Below are 12,860 nucleotides of genomic sequence, written 5' to 3'. Positions count from 1 at the left end.
CAGGCCCATTGCGCGGAAAAACTGCCGCCATGGTATAGAGAGACCGATACCTTGAGGTCACCGCCCTGTCGCGCGCCGCATCTGCGCGGTGGTGCGGGCAATCTGCCGCATTCGCGCGCAACAATGGCGCCCGAATGCGTCTATTGTACACAAGCCCCTGATTTAAAGACCCAATTTTGCCCCGTTCGTTGACACAGCGCGGCTTTCGACCCACCGTTAACCATTAGTGTCACCCAAAGTGGAGTTTTTGGGATGGAAATTGGTATTTTGGCCGCCTTGCTGGGTGTTGGTCTGCTGACGGTTCTGGGCAGCGACAGCGACGATCATTCCGAGGACGACACAGAAGAGACTGTCGCGCCTGATCCCGAGGTCGGAGAGCCGCCCGTCAATGTGGGGACCGATGGCGATGACCGGGTTTTCATTCAGGACGACAATAACATCCCCAACGCGACACTGGGCGACGGCGACGACCGGGGCTTTGCGTTTGTGACCGAAGGCTCCACGTTGAGCGGCGGGCTCGGCGACGATACCCTCGACGGTGGGACACGCAGCACGTTGCTGGGCGACGAGGGCGACGACCGGCTGGCGATCAGCGATTTCAACCGTAGCTTCGAGGGCCAGACCAATTATGATAGCGCGGCCTTTGGCGGTGAGGGCAACGACAGCCTGTTTTCGGACCGCGGCTTTACCGAAGAAGGGACCGTGAGCCTGTTCGGCGAGGCGGGCAACGACGACATCACCGTGGACAACGATGCCGGTTTCATCGAGCGCGGCGGCATCACCAAGGTGCTGAGCGGTGGCGAAGGGGACGATACCTTCCGGGTCAATCTGCTCTTTCCGGACGCGGACCCCGACGCGGCGGACCCCGAACCGCACACCACCGACGATACCAATGTGTTCATCACCGATTTCACGCCCGGTACAGAGACCCTTGTCGTGACCGCCGGCGGAATTGGCGGGTCTGCTGCCCCACCGTTCGAGACGGCGGAACTGACGCGCGATGCCGACGGGCTGACGACGTTGACGCTGACCTTCGCGGCTGTGGGCACTGCGCCCCCTGCCGTCACGACGATCGGGTTGGGGTTCGCCGATGGCATCACGCTGGATGATATCATCCTGCCCGGCGAGACCTGACGCGGCGCGGCGTCCGGTCGTTTCGCGCGATTGTTCGTTCGCCCGCATTCCAGCGATCGGCTGATCCCGCCTGGGCCGATTTTTCCACCGGAGCGGTCTGGGTGCTGGCGGCGGGCGCGTGTTCTGGGTAGGGAGGGAACATGACCGATATCAAATCTCTCTTTGTGACCCGCCTGTACCGCGCTGCCCTTGGCGGCGATGTTGATATGAACGAACTGGAAGCGTCGTGCTATGCCATTGCGCAGGATGACGAGGCCGGACAGGCGTGGTGCGAGGAAAACAACTTTCCCGGCTATACGTCCTATGCGTCGCTGAGCGATCTTGGCTGGCGGTTTCCGATCTTTGCGGACGTCATCAAACAGCTCGACCGGCATGTCGCCGCCTTTGCCGAGGATCTGGCGTTCGATCTGGACGGGCGCACGCTCAAGCTCGAGGATATCTGGATCAACATCCTGCCCGAAGGCGGCATCCACACCGGCCATTTGCATCCCCATTCGGTGATCAGCGGCACCACCTATGTCGCCCTGCCCGAAGGGGCGAATGCGATCAAGTTCGAGGATCCGCGCCTGCCGATGATGATGGCCGCGCCGGGGCGCCGCAAGGATGCGCCCGAAGAGCTGCGCACCTTCAGCTATGTCCAGCCGGAACCGGGCGAGGTGCTGTTGTGGGAAAGCTGGCTGCGCCACGAGGTGCCGATGAACATGTCCGAGGACGACCGGATTTCGGTGTCGTTCAACTATGCCTGGGGCTGACGCCTAGAACAGCACGTTGCAGCCCAGCGTGACCCGCAGCGCCGCGATCAGCTCATCGAGCGTTTCGGCGCTGGCGTAGGTGCCGCCCGTGCGGTCGGCCAGACAGCGCGAGACGGTTTCGGCCTCGGTATATTCCGACTGCCCTTCGCTGTTCCACGCAAAGAAATCGCCGCGCACCTTGAACCCGATCACGTGCACCGTGGTGTCGACGCCCGTGGCGGCGAGATCGGCGGCGAGCCTGCAGGGTGCACCGCCGCAGGTTTCCTTGCCGTCGGTGACCAGAACAATCGTGGCGGGGCGGTTTTCGTGATCGAGCGTGCGGGCGGCCAGCGCCACGGCATCGGTCAGCGCGGTGCTGCCCTCGGGGACCAGCGCGTCGACCCGCCCGATGATGCGCGCGGCCGCGTTTTCCTGTGGGGCAAATTCGAGCGACACGCCGCTGCACATGTCGGCCCCGCCGGGCCCGTAGATGACCAGACCCAAGCGGCGGCTGCGGGCGATATCGGGCAAGGCCGTGCGCAGCGCCTCGCGGGCTTCGAAGATGCGCGGCTGGTTGAGATCGTTGAACCCCATTTCCGACATGGAGCCGGACCCGTCGAACACGATCATCGCGTCGTCGGTGCAGGTTTCGGCGGCAAGCGTCCGGGTGGCGATCAGGGTCAGGGCAAGGCAGGAAGCGCGCATGGTGCCAAGCGTTGCACAGGGCACGCCGGCCTGTCGAGGGGACGTTGGTGGCAAGGGCAGCGGCGCTATTTGCGGGCGGCCTTGCGCGCCTCTTCCTGCTCCTTGACCAGGGCCTTCTCCTCCTTGGTCATCTTGTTGCCCCACTGGTTGTTGCTGAGGCCAAGATCGGCGGGCATCGGTTTGGTCTTGCCCTTCTTGATCGCACCGCCCTTGTTGAGAAATTCCTGAATGAGCGCGTCGTCGGTGGTGGGTTTGGGGACGTGTTTCATGGGGTGGCGTCCTTTCCTGAGTCCGATGGCATTCATAGCACCGTAAGGCCCACAAGATTGACTTGCCAGAAGAATAAGCCGCCCATCCTGCGTTGCATTCTTCAACCAAACGTTGAAAATACCGCTGCTGCCGCTCTCGATCGCCCGAACAAGGGGTGATTTCGAAATCCGGCAAACGACTTGTTGTTTGAATGGTGGAAGTTTTTTGGACCCTGTTATCCCTGGTTCGGGTATTCTGTTGATTGCCGTGATCGTCTGGCTCATCCGCCGCAACCAAGAAAATTACGATCACAGCGAGAAATCGGATGGCCCACCGCAGGGGGCGCAAACCGGCCCAGCGACACGTCAGTCCGTTGCGCCGGGTGTGCAAACGTCCACGCACGCCCCCCCGCCCCCGATACCGGACTCTCGCGAGATTGTTGGAAAAGCGTATGTGATCGATGGCGATACGATCGTTATCAACAAGGTCAAGGTGCGGCTTGCCGGTATTGACGCACCGGAGCTTGACCGGCCGTGGGGGCAAAAATCCAAATGGGAGATGGTGCGAATTTGCAAGGGACAGTCGATCCGCGTCGAACTGACGGGCGAGACGTCTTACGACCGGCTTGTGGGCACGTGTTATCTCCCCGATGGGCGCGATATCGGCGGCGAGATTGTAAAGGCGGGGCTTGCGCTGGATGGCGGATATTATTCAGAGGGAAAATATCGGCATCTGGAGCCAGCCGGGATCAGGCGAAAGATCAGGCCCTTTGGAAATAAAGGGCGTCCGCGCTCCTGAGCTTCGCAAAAAAGCCCCCGCTGATTGCTCAGCGGGGGCTTCTCAATTTCAATGTGTTGGTCAGCAAAGGTGCGCAGCAAGTGCGCACCCTACGTAGGGTGCGCATTCATGCGCACCGTGTCACCAGTCCTCGCGGACCACGACCCGTGTTTTGATCGGCAGCTTCATCGCGGCGAGGCGCAGGGCTTCGCGGGCGATGTCGTCGTTGACGCCGTCGATTTCGAACATCACGCGGCCCGGTTTCACCTTGGCGGCCCAGAAGTCCACGGAACCTTTACCCTTACCCATACGCACTTCGACGGGTTTGGAGGTCACGGGCACATCGGGGAAGATGCGGATCCAGACGCGGCCCTGACGCTTCATGTGACGCGTCATGGCACGGCGTGCAGCTTCGATTTGGCGTGCAGTCACACGTTCGGGCTGAAGGGCTTTCAGACCGTATGTGCCAAAGTTCAGGTCGGACCCGCCCTTTGCCAGGCCCTTGATGGAGCCTTTGAACTGCTTGCGGAACTTCGTACGTTTTGGCTGTAGCATGATCTACTCCTTAACGCCGACCGCCAGCGCCGCGGGGGGCTGGGCCGTCTTGCATTTCTTGTGCCTTGCGGTCACGTGCAGCTGGATCGTGTTCCATGATCTCGCCTTTGAAGATCCAGGTCTTGATCCCGATGATGCCGTAGGCTGTCATCGCTTCCACGTGTGCATAGTCGATGTCCGCGCGCAGGGTGTGCAGCGGCACGCGACCTTCACGGTACCATTCGGTCCGCGCGATTTCCGCGCCACCCAGACGGCCGGCAAGGTTCACGCGGATGCCAAGGGCACCCATACGCATGGCGTTTTGTACCGCACGCTTCATGGCGCGGCGGAAAGACACCCGGCGCTCCAGCTGTTGTGCGATGCTCTCACCAACGAGGGCTGCGTCCAGCTCGGGCTTGCGCACTTCAACGATGTTGAGGTGCAGCTCGCTGTCGGTCATCTTGGCGATTTTCTGGCGCAGGGTTTCGATGTCTGCGCCTTTCTTGCCGATGATGACGCCGGGACGGGCCGTGTGGATCGTGACGCGGCACTTCTTGTGCGGACGCTCGATGATCACGCGGGCAATACCGGCCTGCTTGCATTCGGTGTTGATGAATTCACGGATCGCGATGTCTTCGAGCAGAAGATCACCGTAATCCTTGGTATCGGCGTACCAGCGGCTGTCCCAGGTGCGGTTGACCTGCAGACGCATGCCGATTGGATTGACTTTGTTACCCATTATGCTTGCTCCTCAACCTGACGCACGACGATGGTGATTTCAGCAAACGGCTTCATGATCTTGCCGAACCGGCCACGGGCACGTGGGCGACCACGTTTCATGGTGAGGTTCTTGCCGACATAGGCTTCGGCCACGATCAGTTCGTCCACATCGAGGTTGTGGTTGTTTTCGCCGTTCGCGATGGCGGACTGAAGGCATTTCTTCACGTCCACTGCGATCCGCTTTTTGGAGAACGTCAGGTCCGTGAGGGCCTTGTCCACCTTCTTGCCGCGGATCATGGCGGCGACGAGGTTCAGTTTTTGCGGCGACGTCTTGAGCATGCGCAGTTTTGCACGTGCTTCGTTGTCTGCCACGCGGCGGGGATTTTTATCCTTGCTCATGGCTTATTTCCGCTTCGCTTTTTTGTCGGCGGCGTGACCGTAGTACGTCCGAGTTGGCGAATACTCACCAAACTTCTGACCGATCATTTCTTCGCTGACGTTGACTGGGATATGTTTGTGGCCGTTGTAGACACCGAATGTCAGACCCACAAACTGCGGCAGGATCGTGGAACGACGCGACCAGATCTTGATCACTTCGTTGCGGCCGCTTTCGCGGGAAGCTTCGGCCTTCTTGAGGACATAAGAGTCGACAAAAGGACCTTTCCATACTGAACGAGACATAGATTAACGCCCCTTCTTCTTGGCGTGACGCGAGCGGATGATCAGCTTGCTGGACGCTTTGTTCTTGTTGCGGGTCTTTGCGCCCTTGGTGGGCTTGCCCCATGGGGTCACGGGGTGGCGACCACCCGATGTCCGGCCTTCACCACCACCGTGCGGGTGGTCGATCGGGTTCATCACGACACCACGTACCGAAGGACGGATGCCCTTGTGGCGCATGCGGCCCGCTTTACCGAAGTTCTGGTTGGAGTTGTCGGGGTTGCTGACGGCACCGACGGTGGCCATGCATTCCTGACGCACCAGACGCAGTTCACCTGAGCTCAGACGGATCTGGGCATAGCCCCCGTCCCGGCCCACGAACTGGGCGTAGGTGCCTGCCGCGCGGGCGATCTGGCCGCCTTTGCCGGGCTTCATTTCGATGTTGTGGACGATCGTGCCGATCGGCATGCCCGAGAAAGGCATTGCGTTGCCGGGCTTGATGTCAGCCTTCTGGCTGGCGACGACCTGATCGCCGACGCCGATGCGCTGAGGGGCCAGAATGTAGGCCTGCTCGCCATCGGAATATTTGATGAGTGCGATGAACGCGGTCCGGTTGGGATCGTATTCGATGCGCATGATGGTGCCGGTGACGTCCATCTTGTTGCGCTTGAAATCAACGATACGGTAAAGGCGCTTTGCACCACCGCCCTTGCGACGCATTGTGATCCGCCCGGTATTGTTCCGGCCACCGTTCTTGGTCAAACCCTCTGTGAGGGATTTGACCGGACGGCCTTTCCAAAGCTCCGAACGGTCGATCAGTACCAGCCCACGCTGGCCTGGCGTCGTCGGTTTATACGACTTGAGTGCCATGTTGTCTGTCTTCCGTTTTGCTGTGTGCCGCCCCGTAGGTCGGCGTGGTTATAGGCCCCCGTAGGTGCCAGAATTGGGCGTATGACGATGCGCCATACAAACAAAGGCAAAGCCCCGGACGAATCCGGGGCCAGTGCCGATGGGGTCGTTTAGGTCAGGTTGGGGGGAGGGTCAAGGATATAAGGCGGGGCCAATGATGTTAGGTAGGATGTCTGCTTAGAACCCACTTTACCGGATGCTGCGCGATTTACGAATGTCTGCTCTTAAAGACTCAGAGTATCAGTAAGCCCTTCGAAGACCGGTGCGGCTCTCGTGATGGGTGCTGAGAAGGCGTGGAGTGACCGACAACAGGAGCTATCGACCACGAGAGGCCAGGTCTGACCACGATTTCATGTCTTCAACTCAACCTGGTTGACTTGCAGTATACGCCGCAGACAGACCTTGCAATCCGCCCTCCATGAATGGCGCAAAGTCGTTTCTGATAAAGGAGGCGATTGAAGGTCGTGCAAAGAATACGGCTGGTTTTACATTGTAGCTCCAGTTTATCGCGGTACCGCTCTCCACAGGTTGCGCTTCGAACTTACCATAGATGTGGTTGATGAAGCGGCCGGAAGACGTCTGGATGTTCCAAATCTGGTAAGAGAACTCGCTTTCAGTACTGGTGAGAACACGTTCCAAAGCGGTTTCACCGGTTTGGAACGTGACGCGGCGAATACTGCCGGGTTCCCCCCAGTTTCCCTTTAATACTTCAAAACCTGCGATCTCTGGAATGCGGTCAGTGGGCTCCACGAAATCGGTGACTGGGTTGTCGCGCCAGAACTGCCAAGCCTCTGCCAGCGGCGCGTTCAGGACGATAGTTTCTGTGTTCGATTGGTATTTGCTGGCACTCGCAAGATCAGGCGGTGCCGGAATTGCCACTTCGGCAGCGACAACAGACGTGAAAGCAAAAAAGGCTACGGCAGAAGCAAGCATTCGCATTGTTCGATCTCCATTTACTGCGATATTCGTAGTAAATGAGTTTGAGACCTTGCGTTTTCAAGGGAAAGCGGCAAAAAACTTTAAATGTCACGCGCTCCTAAACTGCTAGACCTCGTCGGAACTTTAATGCGCGTCATGCTTGTTAGTGAGCGAACGCCAAAGGATCATCAGCATGCGATCCCTTACAACGCATTGGATTTTAACACGATTGGTGCGTTGCGCGCTTCACCAGGAATGCGTGCGGCTGAGCTGACCAACTATCTTGGCGTAGCGCCTACGACGACAAGCAGCGTTATTGCGCGATTGACAAAGCGCGGCTTGATTGAGCGAAAGCGCGATAGGGCAGACAGGCGTGCAGCCTCGCTGGTGCTATCGGAGGCGGGCAGCGCCTTAGCGGAGACCCTGAATCGGCAAGATATTAAGAATATGGAATTCTTCTTGTCCGCGCTGAACGAAAATGAGCAGGACACGTTGTTGGATTTGCTTGGAAAGGTTACTGCGAAGGTTGGCCAAATTGAGCGCGGTTCGGACTAAACCAAGGGATTGCCGGGCAGTGATTTAAGCAAATCAAGTACGCACCACTTCACTATTTGAACCTGGAAGAATGATGGCTGGTTTTCCTAAAAGAGCCATTGGAGCGACCGCAGCGAAAGCCCGCTTCGTCTGCCAAGCCGACGCCTAACGCTTCCGCGATCACGCGGCATGCAAAAAGGGCGTGGGTATTGCACCACGCCCTTTGAAATCTCTAAACCACCCCCTCGGGGGTGCAGCGGCTTAGGCCAGCTGGATGTTTGTCGCGCTCTCGCGGCCGTCGCGGCCTGCTTCGATGTCGAACGTGACTTTCTGGTCGTCGGCCAGACCTGTGAGGCCTGCGCGCTCAACGGCAGAGATGTGTACGAACACGTCTTTGCTGCCGCCGTCGGGGGCGATAAAACCGAAACCTTTAGTGGTGTTGAACCATTTGACTGTGCCTGTGGCCATAGTCTGTACTCCTGATGTGCTGCCCACGGAATGCGGCAGCTTGGCTAAGTCAGTGAAGGATCGCAAAACTGAGCCGGATGGAGCAGAAATTCGATAGGCATGTAACGTCGCCCGTATGCAATGAGCGAAATCGGGCGAAATTGCAAGCAAATCCTTTGGGGTCGTGCGCATCGGCGGGAATCCACCAATGCGCCCGAACGCGAAAAGGCCCCTGCGGTTGCAGGGGCCTTTCGTTGTCGTCACGCGCGGGCGTGGCTCAGAGGCCGGTGCTCACGTCGATCGTGTTGCCTTCCTCGAGGGTCACATAGGCTTTTTTCACGTCTTTGCGTGTGCCCAGCTGACCGCGGAAGCGCTTGACCTTACCCTTGGTGATGGACGTGTTCACGGCCTTCACCTTCACACCAAACAGCGCCTCGACGGCCTCTTTGATCTGGGGTTTGTTGCTGTCGATATGCACTTCGAAGACGACGGCGTTCTGCTCGGACGCCATTGTTGCCTTCTCGGTGATGATCGGCTTGCGGATCACGTCGTAATGTTCTGGTTTCGCGCTCATTTCAAACGGGCCTCCAGTGCTTCGACACCGGCCTTCGTGATCACCAGGGTGTCACGCTTGAGGATGTCGTATACGTTTGCGCCCATCGTCGGCAGGATATCCAGACCGTCGATGTTGCGGGCGGCGGTTGCGAAGTCTTCGTTGACCGAAGAACCGTCGATGACCAGCGCGCGTTTCCAGCCCAGATCCTTGATCTGCTTGGCCAGAGCGGCGGTTTTGCCTGCCGACGTCGCTTCGTCGAGGATGACCACGTTGCCTTCTTTCATCTTGGCGGAAAGCGCGTGGCACAGACCCAGCTTGCGGAACTTCTTGGTCAGCTCGTGGCCGTGGCTACGGGGCGTTGGGCCCTTGTAGATACCACCCTTGCGGAAGATCGGCGCGTTGCGCGACCCGTGACGTGCGCCACCGGTGCCCTTTTGGCGATAGATCTTCTTGGTCGAGTAGCTGGTTTCCGAGCGCGTCTTGACCTTGTGCGTGCCCTGCTGTGCGTTGTTACGCTGCCAGCGCACGACACGGTGCAGGATGTCGGCGCGTGGCTCGAGACCGAACAGGGCCTCGTCCAGATCTACCGACCCGGCTTTGCCGCCGTCGAGTTTGATGACATCGAGTTTCATGCGTCACCTTCTTTCTTGTCTTCACCGTCAGCTTCACCAGCTTTGTCGGCTTCGATTTCGGCTTCGGCAGCTTTGAGCGCTTCGGCTTCAGCGGCGGCTTGCTCTTCGGCGAGACGCTTTGCTTCTGCTTCGGCTTCTGCGGCTGCTGCTGCGGCTGCTTCTTCAGCGGCTTTGGCGGCTTCCTCGGCTGCGGACTTCAGCGCGGCGGGCAGGATCGCTTCTTCGGGGAACGGCTTTTTCACCGCATCCTTGACCGTGACCCAGCCACCTTTGGAGCCGGGAACGGCGCCTTTGACCATGATCAGACCGCGCGAGGTGTCGGTTTTGACGACCTGCAGGTTCTGGGTTGTCACGCGGGCAGCACCCATGTGACCGGCCATTTTCTTGCCTTTGAAAACCTTGCCCGGATCCTGACACTGGCCCGTGGAGCCGTGCGAACGGTGGCTGATGGAGACACCGTGTGTCGCCCGCAGACCGCCGAAGTTGTGACGCTTCATGGCACCGGCAAAACCTTTACCGATCGAAGTGCCTGCAACATCCACGAATTGACCCGCGAAGTAGTGGTCGGCGATGATTTCTTCGCCCACTGGGATCAGGTTGTCGGCATCCACACGGAATTCGGCAACCTTACGCTTCGGTTCCACCTTGGACGCGGCAAAGTGGCCGCGCATGGCTTGCGAAGTCCGCTTGGCCTTGGCCGTACCGGCACCGAGCTGAACGGCGGTATAGCCGTCTTTGTCGTCGGTCCGCTGGGCCACAACCTGCAGCTTGTCGAGTTGGAGAACGGTCACAGGGATCTGCTTGCCGTCTTCCATGAACAGCCGGGTCATCCCGACTTTCTTTGCGATAACGCCTGAGCGCAACATAATAGAAACCCTCCTACGCTTACGATTGCAGCTTGATTTCGACATCCACACCAGCGGCGAGGTCGAGCTTCATCAGCGCGTCCACGGTCTGGGGGGTCGGCTCAACGATGTCCAGCAGGCGCTTGTGCGTGCGGATCTCGAATTGATCGCGGGATTTCTTGTCCACGTGGGGGCCACGCAGAACGGTGAATTTTTCGATTTTGTTCGGCAGCGGAATGGGGCCGCGAACGGAAGCGCCTGTGCGCTTGGCGGTGTTGACGATTTCCTGAGTGGAGGCATCAAGCACCCGGTAATCAAACGCCTTCAGGCGAATGCGGATGTTTTGGCTGGCAGCCATAATGCAAATCCCTTGATCTGGGATGGTCACGGAGAGGAGGATAGCGGCTCATCCGGCACCCTCGTCGCGATCTTTTGTGTAACGCCAACGGGGCGCGTCATTGCGCGCCCCGTGGGTTGGGTGTGCTATAGGGGGTCGCGCCGCAGGTGGCAAGGGGGTTTTGGCACCATCGGCACAGTTTTCCCGCGCGCCCCCGCGGGCCGTGTTCAGCGGGCCAGAAAGGCGGTCACTTTCTTGCGCGCAACCCCGTTTTCGATGCGCTGGAACAGCAGGTCCAGCCCGCCATCGGCCAGCGTGCGGTGATACTCCTGCATCTCGTATCCGCCCTCGGCGTTGATGAAGAGCGAATAGAGCGTGAAAGTATCGCCCTCGAAGCGGGACCAAACGAACGGCTCCCCCTGCAGGGGGTTGAGCGGGATGCGTTTGCCAAAGACGTTCACCTGCATCGCGGAGCCGAAGATATGCGGCCGGTCCGTGGGGATGAAGTCGATGTCGTAGCTGTTTTCCTTCACCGTCCCGTCGGCCTTATAGATCAGCGAGGTCCAGGTGACATGGAACCCTTCCTTCGTCATCTCGATCGTCGTGCTGAGCTCGCGCGGTTTCAGCTCGCCGTCGATGGCGGCATCGGCCGTCCCTTCGTAGTGGCCGACAAAGCGTTCGACATCGGCGGCATATACAGCGGTTGCGCCGAGGAAAACGAGGCATGCGCAGACGCGCAGCAGGGATGTGATGACTGTCATGCCCCCCACAATAGACGCTTGTCCCGCACAGGGAAGCATTGTTGCGTAGTTTTATGGGATCGGCGGATTTCTGAGGAGCGGCGGGGAAAGGGCGCGGTGGGGATTATGATCTTCGACACGCTTTAATTGGCGCGTCTCGCGATCTCCCTCTCGTGACAAAGGGCGCCCCGAGGGACGCCCTTTGCACTGTCGGGTAGGTGCATCGGCCCTGTGGGCCGCTACACTTACTCCGTGATCTTCGACACGACACCCGCGCCGACGGTCCGGCCGCCTTCGCGGATCGCGAAGCGCAGGCCCTGCTCCATCGCGATGGGCGCGATCAGCTCGACGTCGAACTTCAGGTTGTCACCCGGCATCACCATTTCAGTGCCCTCGGGCAGCTGAACCGTGCCGGTCACATCCGTCGTACGGAAGTAGAACTGCGGACGGTAGTTGGCGAAGAACGGCGTGTGACGGCCACCCTCTTCCTTGGTCAGGATGTAGGCTTCGGCTTCGAACTTCGTGTGCGGGTTCACCGAACCGGGCTTGCACAGCACCTGGCCACGCTCGACGCCGTCACGGTCAACGCCACGCAGCAGCGCGCCGATGTTGTCGCCCGCTTCGCCAGAATCCAGCAGCTTGCGGAACATTTCAACGCCCGTGCAGGTCGTCTTCTTGGTGTCGCGGATGCCGACGATTTCGATCTCGTCGCCCACGTTGATCACGCCACGCTCGACACGGCCCGTCACAACTGTACCACGGCCCGAGATCGAGAACACGTCTTCGACCGGCATCAGGAACGGCTGGTCAACGGCACGTGCGGGCGTCGGGATGTACTCGTCCACAGCCGCCATCAGTTCCTTGATCTTCTCTTCGCCGATTTCGGGCTTGTTGCCTTCCATCGCCGCCAGCGCGGAACCCGCGATGATCGGAATGTCGTCGCCGGGATACTCGTAGGACGACAGCAGCTCGCGGATTTCCATTTCCACCAGCTCCAGCAGCTCCTCATCGTCGACCTGGTCAACCTTGTTCATGAAAACAACCATGTACGGGATGCCAACCTGGCGGCCCAGCAGGATGTGCTCGCGCGTCTGAGGCATCGGGCCGTCGGCCGCGTTCACAACCAGGATCGCGCCGTCCATCTGCGCCGCACCGGTGATCATGTTCTTGACGTAGTCCGCGTGGCCGGGGCAATCGACGTGCGCATAGTGACGCGCGTCGGTTTCATACTCGACGTGTGCCGTCGAAATCGTGATCCCGCGGGCTTTCTCCTCGGGCGCGCCGTCAATCTGGTCGTAAGCCTTGAAATCACCGAAATACTTGGTGATCGCAGCCGTCAGTGTCGTCTTGCCGTGGTCAACGTGGCCGATCGTGCCAATGTTGACGTGCGGCTTGTTACGTTCAAACTTTTCCTTTGCCATGGTGTGGCTCCTTT

Annotated in this window: 19 protein-coding genes; 4 read left to right on the top strand and 15 right to left on the bottom strand. The window is 59.5% G+C overall.

What is annotated here, in order from left to right:
• The first annotated feature begins 252 nt into the window (after positions 1 to 252).
• Positions 253 to 1,134 carry a hypothetical protein gene (locus tag K3756_RS02965; RefSeq protein ID WP_259990757.1) on the top strand — a complete coding sequence of 294 codons (882 nt, stop codon included), beginning with the start codon at positions 253 to 255 and terminating at the stop codon, positions 1,132 to 1,134.
• 140 nt (positions 1,135 to 1,274) lie between these two features.
• Entirely contained in the window at positions 1,275 to 1,886 is a 612-nt protein-coding gene (locus K3756_RS02960; protein WP_259990755.1) for a 2OG-Fe(II) oxygenase family protein, read from the top strand.
• 3 nt (positions 1,887 to 1,889) lie between these two features.
• On the opposite strand, the gene K3756_RS02955 is transcribed toward K3756_RS02960, so the two are convergent.
• Together K3756_RS02955 and K3756_RS02950 are read right to left on the bottom strand one after the other, a co-directional pair.
• A complete protein-coding gene (locus K3756_RS02955) occupies positions 1,890 to 2,570 on the bottom strand; it encodes a VWA domain-containing protein (protein WP_259990753.1) in 681 nt (226 codons plus the stop codon).
• A gap of 65 nt (positions 2,571 to 2,635) precedes the next feature.
• Positions 2,636 to 2,839: a hypothetical protein gene (locus K3756_RS02950; RefSeq protein ID WP_259990751.1), complete on the bottom strand. Its 204-nt coding sequence runs from the start codon at positions 2,837 to 2,839 to the stop codon at positions 2,636 to 2,638.
• A 112-nt stretch (positions 2,840 to 2,951) separates the two neighbouring features.
• On the opposite strand from K3756_RS02950, the gene K3756_RS02945 reads away from it, so the two are divergent.
• On the top strand, positions 2,952 to 3,617 hold the full coding sequence (locus K3756_RS02945) for a thermonuclease family protein (protein WP_259990749.1): 666 nt from the start codon (positions 2,952 to 2,954) through the stop codon (positions 3,615 to 3,617).
• Positions 3,618 to 3,737: 120 nt separating this feature from the next.
• Here the strand turns inward: K3756_RS02945 and rplP are convergent, their stop codons facing one another.
• The 6 genes from rplP to K3756_RS02915 form a co-directional block, all read right to left on the bottom strand.
• On the bottom strand, positions 3,738 to 4,151 hold the full coding sequence (rplP, locus tag K3756_RS02940; protein ID WP_259990746.1) for a 50S ribosomal protein L16: 414 nt from the start codon (positions 4,149 to 4,151) through the stop codon (positions 3,738 to 3,740).
• Positions 4,152 to 4,161: 10 nt separating this feature from the next.
• Complete coding sequence (gene rpsC, locus K3756_RS02935; RefSeq protein ID WP_259990744.1) at positions 4,162 to 4,869, bottom strand: 30S ribosomal protein S3; 708 nt, start codon at positions 4,867 to 4,869, stop codon at positions 4,162 to 4,164.
• The gene (gene rplV, locus K3756_RS02930; RefSeq protein ID WP_259990742.1) at positions 4,869 to 5,249 is read right to left on the bottom strand and encodes a 50S ribosomal protein L22; all 381 of its coding nucleotides are present in this window, start codon (positions 5,247 to 5,249) and stop codon (positions 4,869 to 4,871) included. The genes rpsC and rplV overlap by 1 nt, the downstream gene beginning before the upstream one ends.
• A gap of 3 nt (positions 5,250 to 5,252) precedes the next feature.
• Positions 5,253 to 5,531: a 30S ribosomal protein S19 gene (rpsS, locus tag K3756_RS02925; protein ID WP_025059469.1), complete on the bottom strand. Its 279-nt coding sequence runs from the start codon at positions 5,529 to 5,531 to the stop codon at positions 5,253 to 5,255.
• A gap of 3 nt (positions 5,532 to 5,534) precedes the next feature.
• Complete coding sequence (rplB, locus tag K3756_RS02920) at positions 5,535 to 6,377, bottom strand: 50S ribosomal protein L2 (protein WP_259990739.1); 843 nt, start codon at positions 6,375 to 6,377, stop codon at positions 5,535 to 5,537.
• A 402-nt stretch (positions 6,378 to 6,779) separates the two neighbouring features.
• Positions 6,780 to 7,355 (bottom strand): SRPBCC family protein, encoded by a 576-nt coding sequence (locus K3756_RS02915; protein WP_259990737.1) that lies wholly within the window; start codon positions 7,353 to 7,355, stop codon positions 6,780 to 6,782.
• A 126-nt stretch (positions 7,356 to 7,481) separates the two neighbouring features.
• Between K3756_RS02915 and K3756_RS02910 the strand changes: the two genes are divergently transcribed.
• Positions 7,482 to 7,889: a MarR family winged helix-turn-helix transcriptional regulator gene (locus tag K3756_RS02910; protein ID WP_259990735.1), complete on the top strand. Its 408-nt coding sequence runs from the start codon at positions 7,482 to 7,484 to the stop codon at positions 7,887 to 7,889.
• Between the two features lie 240 nt (positions 7,890 to 8,129).
• Here K3756_RS02910 and K3756_RS02905 read toward each other — a convergent pair whose 3' ends face one another.
• The 7 genes from K3756_RS02905 to tuf all read right to left on the bottom strand — a co-directional run bounded on the left by K3756_RS02905 (position 8,130) and on the right by tuf (position 12,846).
• Entirely contained in the window at positions 8,130 to 8,336 is a 207-nt protein-coding gene (locus tag K3756_RS02905; protein WP_259990733.1) for a cold-shock protein, read from the bottom strand.
• Positions 8,337 to 8,592: 256 nt separating this feature from the next.
• Positions 8,593 to 8,889, bottom strand: a complete 297-nt coding sequence (locus K3756_RS02900) for a 50S ribosomal protein L23 (protein ID WP_259990731.1) — start codon at positions 8,887 to 8,889, stop codon at positions 8,593 to 8,595.
• Positions 8,886 to 9,503: a 50S ribosomal protein L4 gene (gene rplD, locus K3756_RS02895; RefSeq protein WP_259990729.1), complete on the bottom strand. Its 618-nt coding sequence runs from the start codon at positions 9,501 to 9,503 to the stop codon at positions 8,886 to 8,888. Before rplD ends, K3756_RS02900 begins: the two co-directional genes overlap by 4 nt.
• A complete protein-coding gene (gene rplC, locus K3756_RS02890; protein WP_259990727.1) occupies positions 9,500 to 10,369 on the bottom strand; it encodes a 50S ribosomal protein L3 in 870 nt (289 codons plus the stop codon). Before rplC ends, rplD begins: the two co-directional genes overlap by 4 nt.
• Before the next feature lie 19 nt (positions 10,370 to 10,388).
• Positions 10,389 to 10,706, bottom strand: a complete 318-nt coding sequence (gene rpsJ / locus K3756_RS02885; protein ID WP_259990725.1) for a 30S ribosomal protein S10 — start codon at positions 10,704 to 10,706, stop codon at positions 10,389 to 10,391.
• Between the two features lie 206 nt (positions 10,707 to 10,912).
• Positions 10,913 to 11,446, bottom strand: a complete 534-nt coding sequence (locus K3756_RS02880) for a hypothetical protein (protein WP_259990723.1) — start codon at positions 11,444 to 11,446, stop codon at positions 10,913 to 10,915.
• 224 nt (positions 11,447 to 11,670) lie between these two features.
• Positions 11,671 to 12,846, bottom strand: a complete 1,176-nt coding sequence (gene tuf / locus K3756_RS02875; RefSeq protein WP_259990674.1) for an elongation factor Tu — start codon at positions 12,844 to 12,846, stop codon at positions 11,671 to 11,673.
• Positions 12,847 to 12,860: the final 14 nt, after the last annotated feature.

The organism is Sulfitobacter sp. S190 (assembly GCF_025141935.1).
GTDB lineage: Bacteria > Pseudomonadota > Alphaproteobacteria > Rhodobacterales > Rhodobacteraceae > Sulfitobacter.
Note: the sequence above shows the minus strand (reverse complement) of the source record. Positions and strands in the feature narration are given on the sequence as shown.

What these genes read in the sequence shown, in the direction of transcription:
- rplB (WP_259990739.1), bottom strand. Translation starts at nt 6,377, where the DNA reads ATGGCACTCAAGTCGTATAAACCGACGACGCCAGGCCAGCGTGGGCTG.
- K3756_RS02960 (WP_259990755.1), top strand. Translation starts at nt 1,275, where the DNA reads ATGACCGATATCAAATCTCTCTTTGTGACCCGCCTGTACCGCGCTGCC.
- K3756_RS02880 (WP_259990723.1), bottom strand. Translation starts at nt 11,446, where the DNA reads ATGACAGTCATCACATCCCTGCTGCGCGTCTGCGCATGCCTCGTTTTC.
- rpsC (WP_259990744.1), bottom strand. Translation starts at nt 4,869, where the DNA reads ATGGGTAACAAAGTCAATCCAATCGGCATGCGTCTGCAGGTCAACCGC.
- rpsJ (WP_259990725.1), bottom strand. Translation starts at nt 10,706, where the DNA reads ATGGCTGCCAGCCAAAACATCCGCATTCGCCTGAAGGCGTTTGATTAC.
- K3756_RS02965 (WP_259990757.1), top strand. Translation starts at nt 253, where the DNA reads ATGGAAATTGGTATTTTGGCCGCCTTGCTGGGTGTTGGTCTGCTGACG.
- K3756_RS02900 (WP_259990731.1), bottom strand. Translation starts at nt 8,889, where the DNA reads ATGAGCGCGAAACCAGAACATTACGACGTGATCCGCAAGCCGATCATC.
- rplP (WP_259990746.1), bottom strand. Translation starts at nt 4,151, where the DNA reads ATGCTACAGCCAAAACGTACGAAGTTCCGCAAGCAGTTCAAAGGCTCC.
- K3756_RS02905 (WP_259990733.1), bottom strand. Translation starts at nt 8,336, where the DNA reads ATGGCCACAGGCACAGTCAAATGGTTCAACACCACTAAAGGTTTCGGT.
- rplV (WP_259990742.1), bottom strand. Translation starts at nt 5,249, where the DNA reads ATGAGCAAGGATAAAAATCCCCGCCGCGTGGCAGACAACGAAGCACGT.
- K3756_RS02955 (WP_259990753.1), bottom strand. Translation starts at nt 2,570, where the DNA reads ATGCGCGCTTCCTGCCTTGCCCTGACCCTGATCGCCACCCGGACGCTT.
- rplD (WP_259990729.1), bottom strand. Translation starts at nt 9,503, where the DNA reads ATGAAACTCGATGTCATCAAACTCGACGGCGGCAAAGCCGGGTCGGTA.
- tuf (WP_259990674.1), bottom strand. Translation starts at nt 12,846, where the DNA reads ATGGCAAAGGAAAAGTTTGAACGTAACAAGCCGCACGTCAACATTGGC.
- K3756_RS02910 (WP_259990735.1), top strand. Translation starts at nt 7,482, where the DNA reads ATGCGCGTCATGCTTGTTAGTGAGCGAACGCCAAAGGATCATCAGCAT.
- rpsS (WP_025059469.1), bottom strand. Translation starts at nt 5,531, where the DNA reads ATGTCTCGTTCAGTATGGAAAGGTCCTTTTGTCGACTCTTATGTCCTC.
- K3756_RS02915 (WP_259990737.1), bottom strand. Translation starts at nt 7,355, where the DNA reads ATGCGAATGCTTGCTTCTGCCGTAGCCTTTTTTGCTTTCACGTCTGTT.
- K3756_RS02950 (WP_259990751.1), bottom strand. Translation starts at nt 2,839, where the DNA reads ATGAAACACGTCCCCAAACCCACCACCGACGACGCGCTCATTCAGGAA.
- rplC (WP_259990727.1), bottom strand. Translation starts at nt 10,369, where the DNA reads ATGTTGCGCTCAGGCGTTATCGCAAAGAAAGTCGGGATGACCCGGCTG.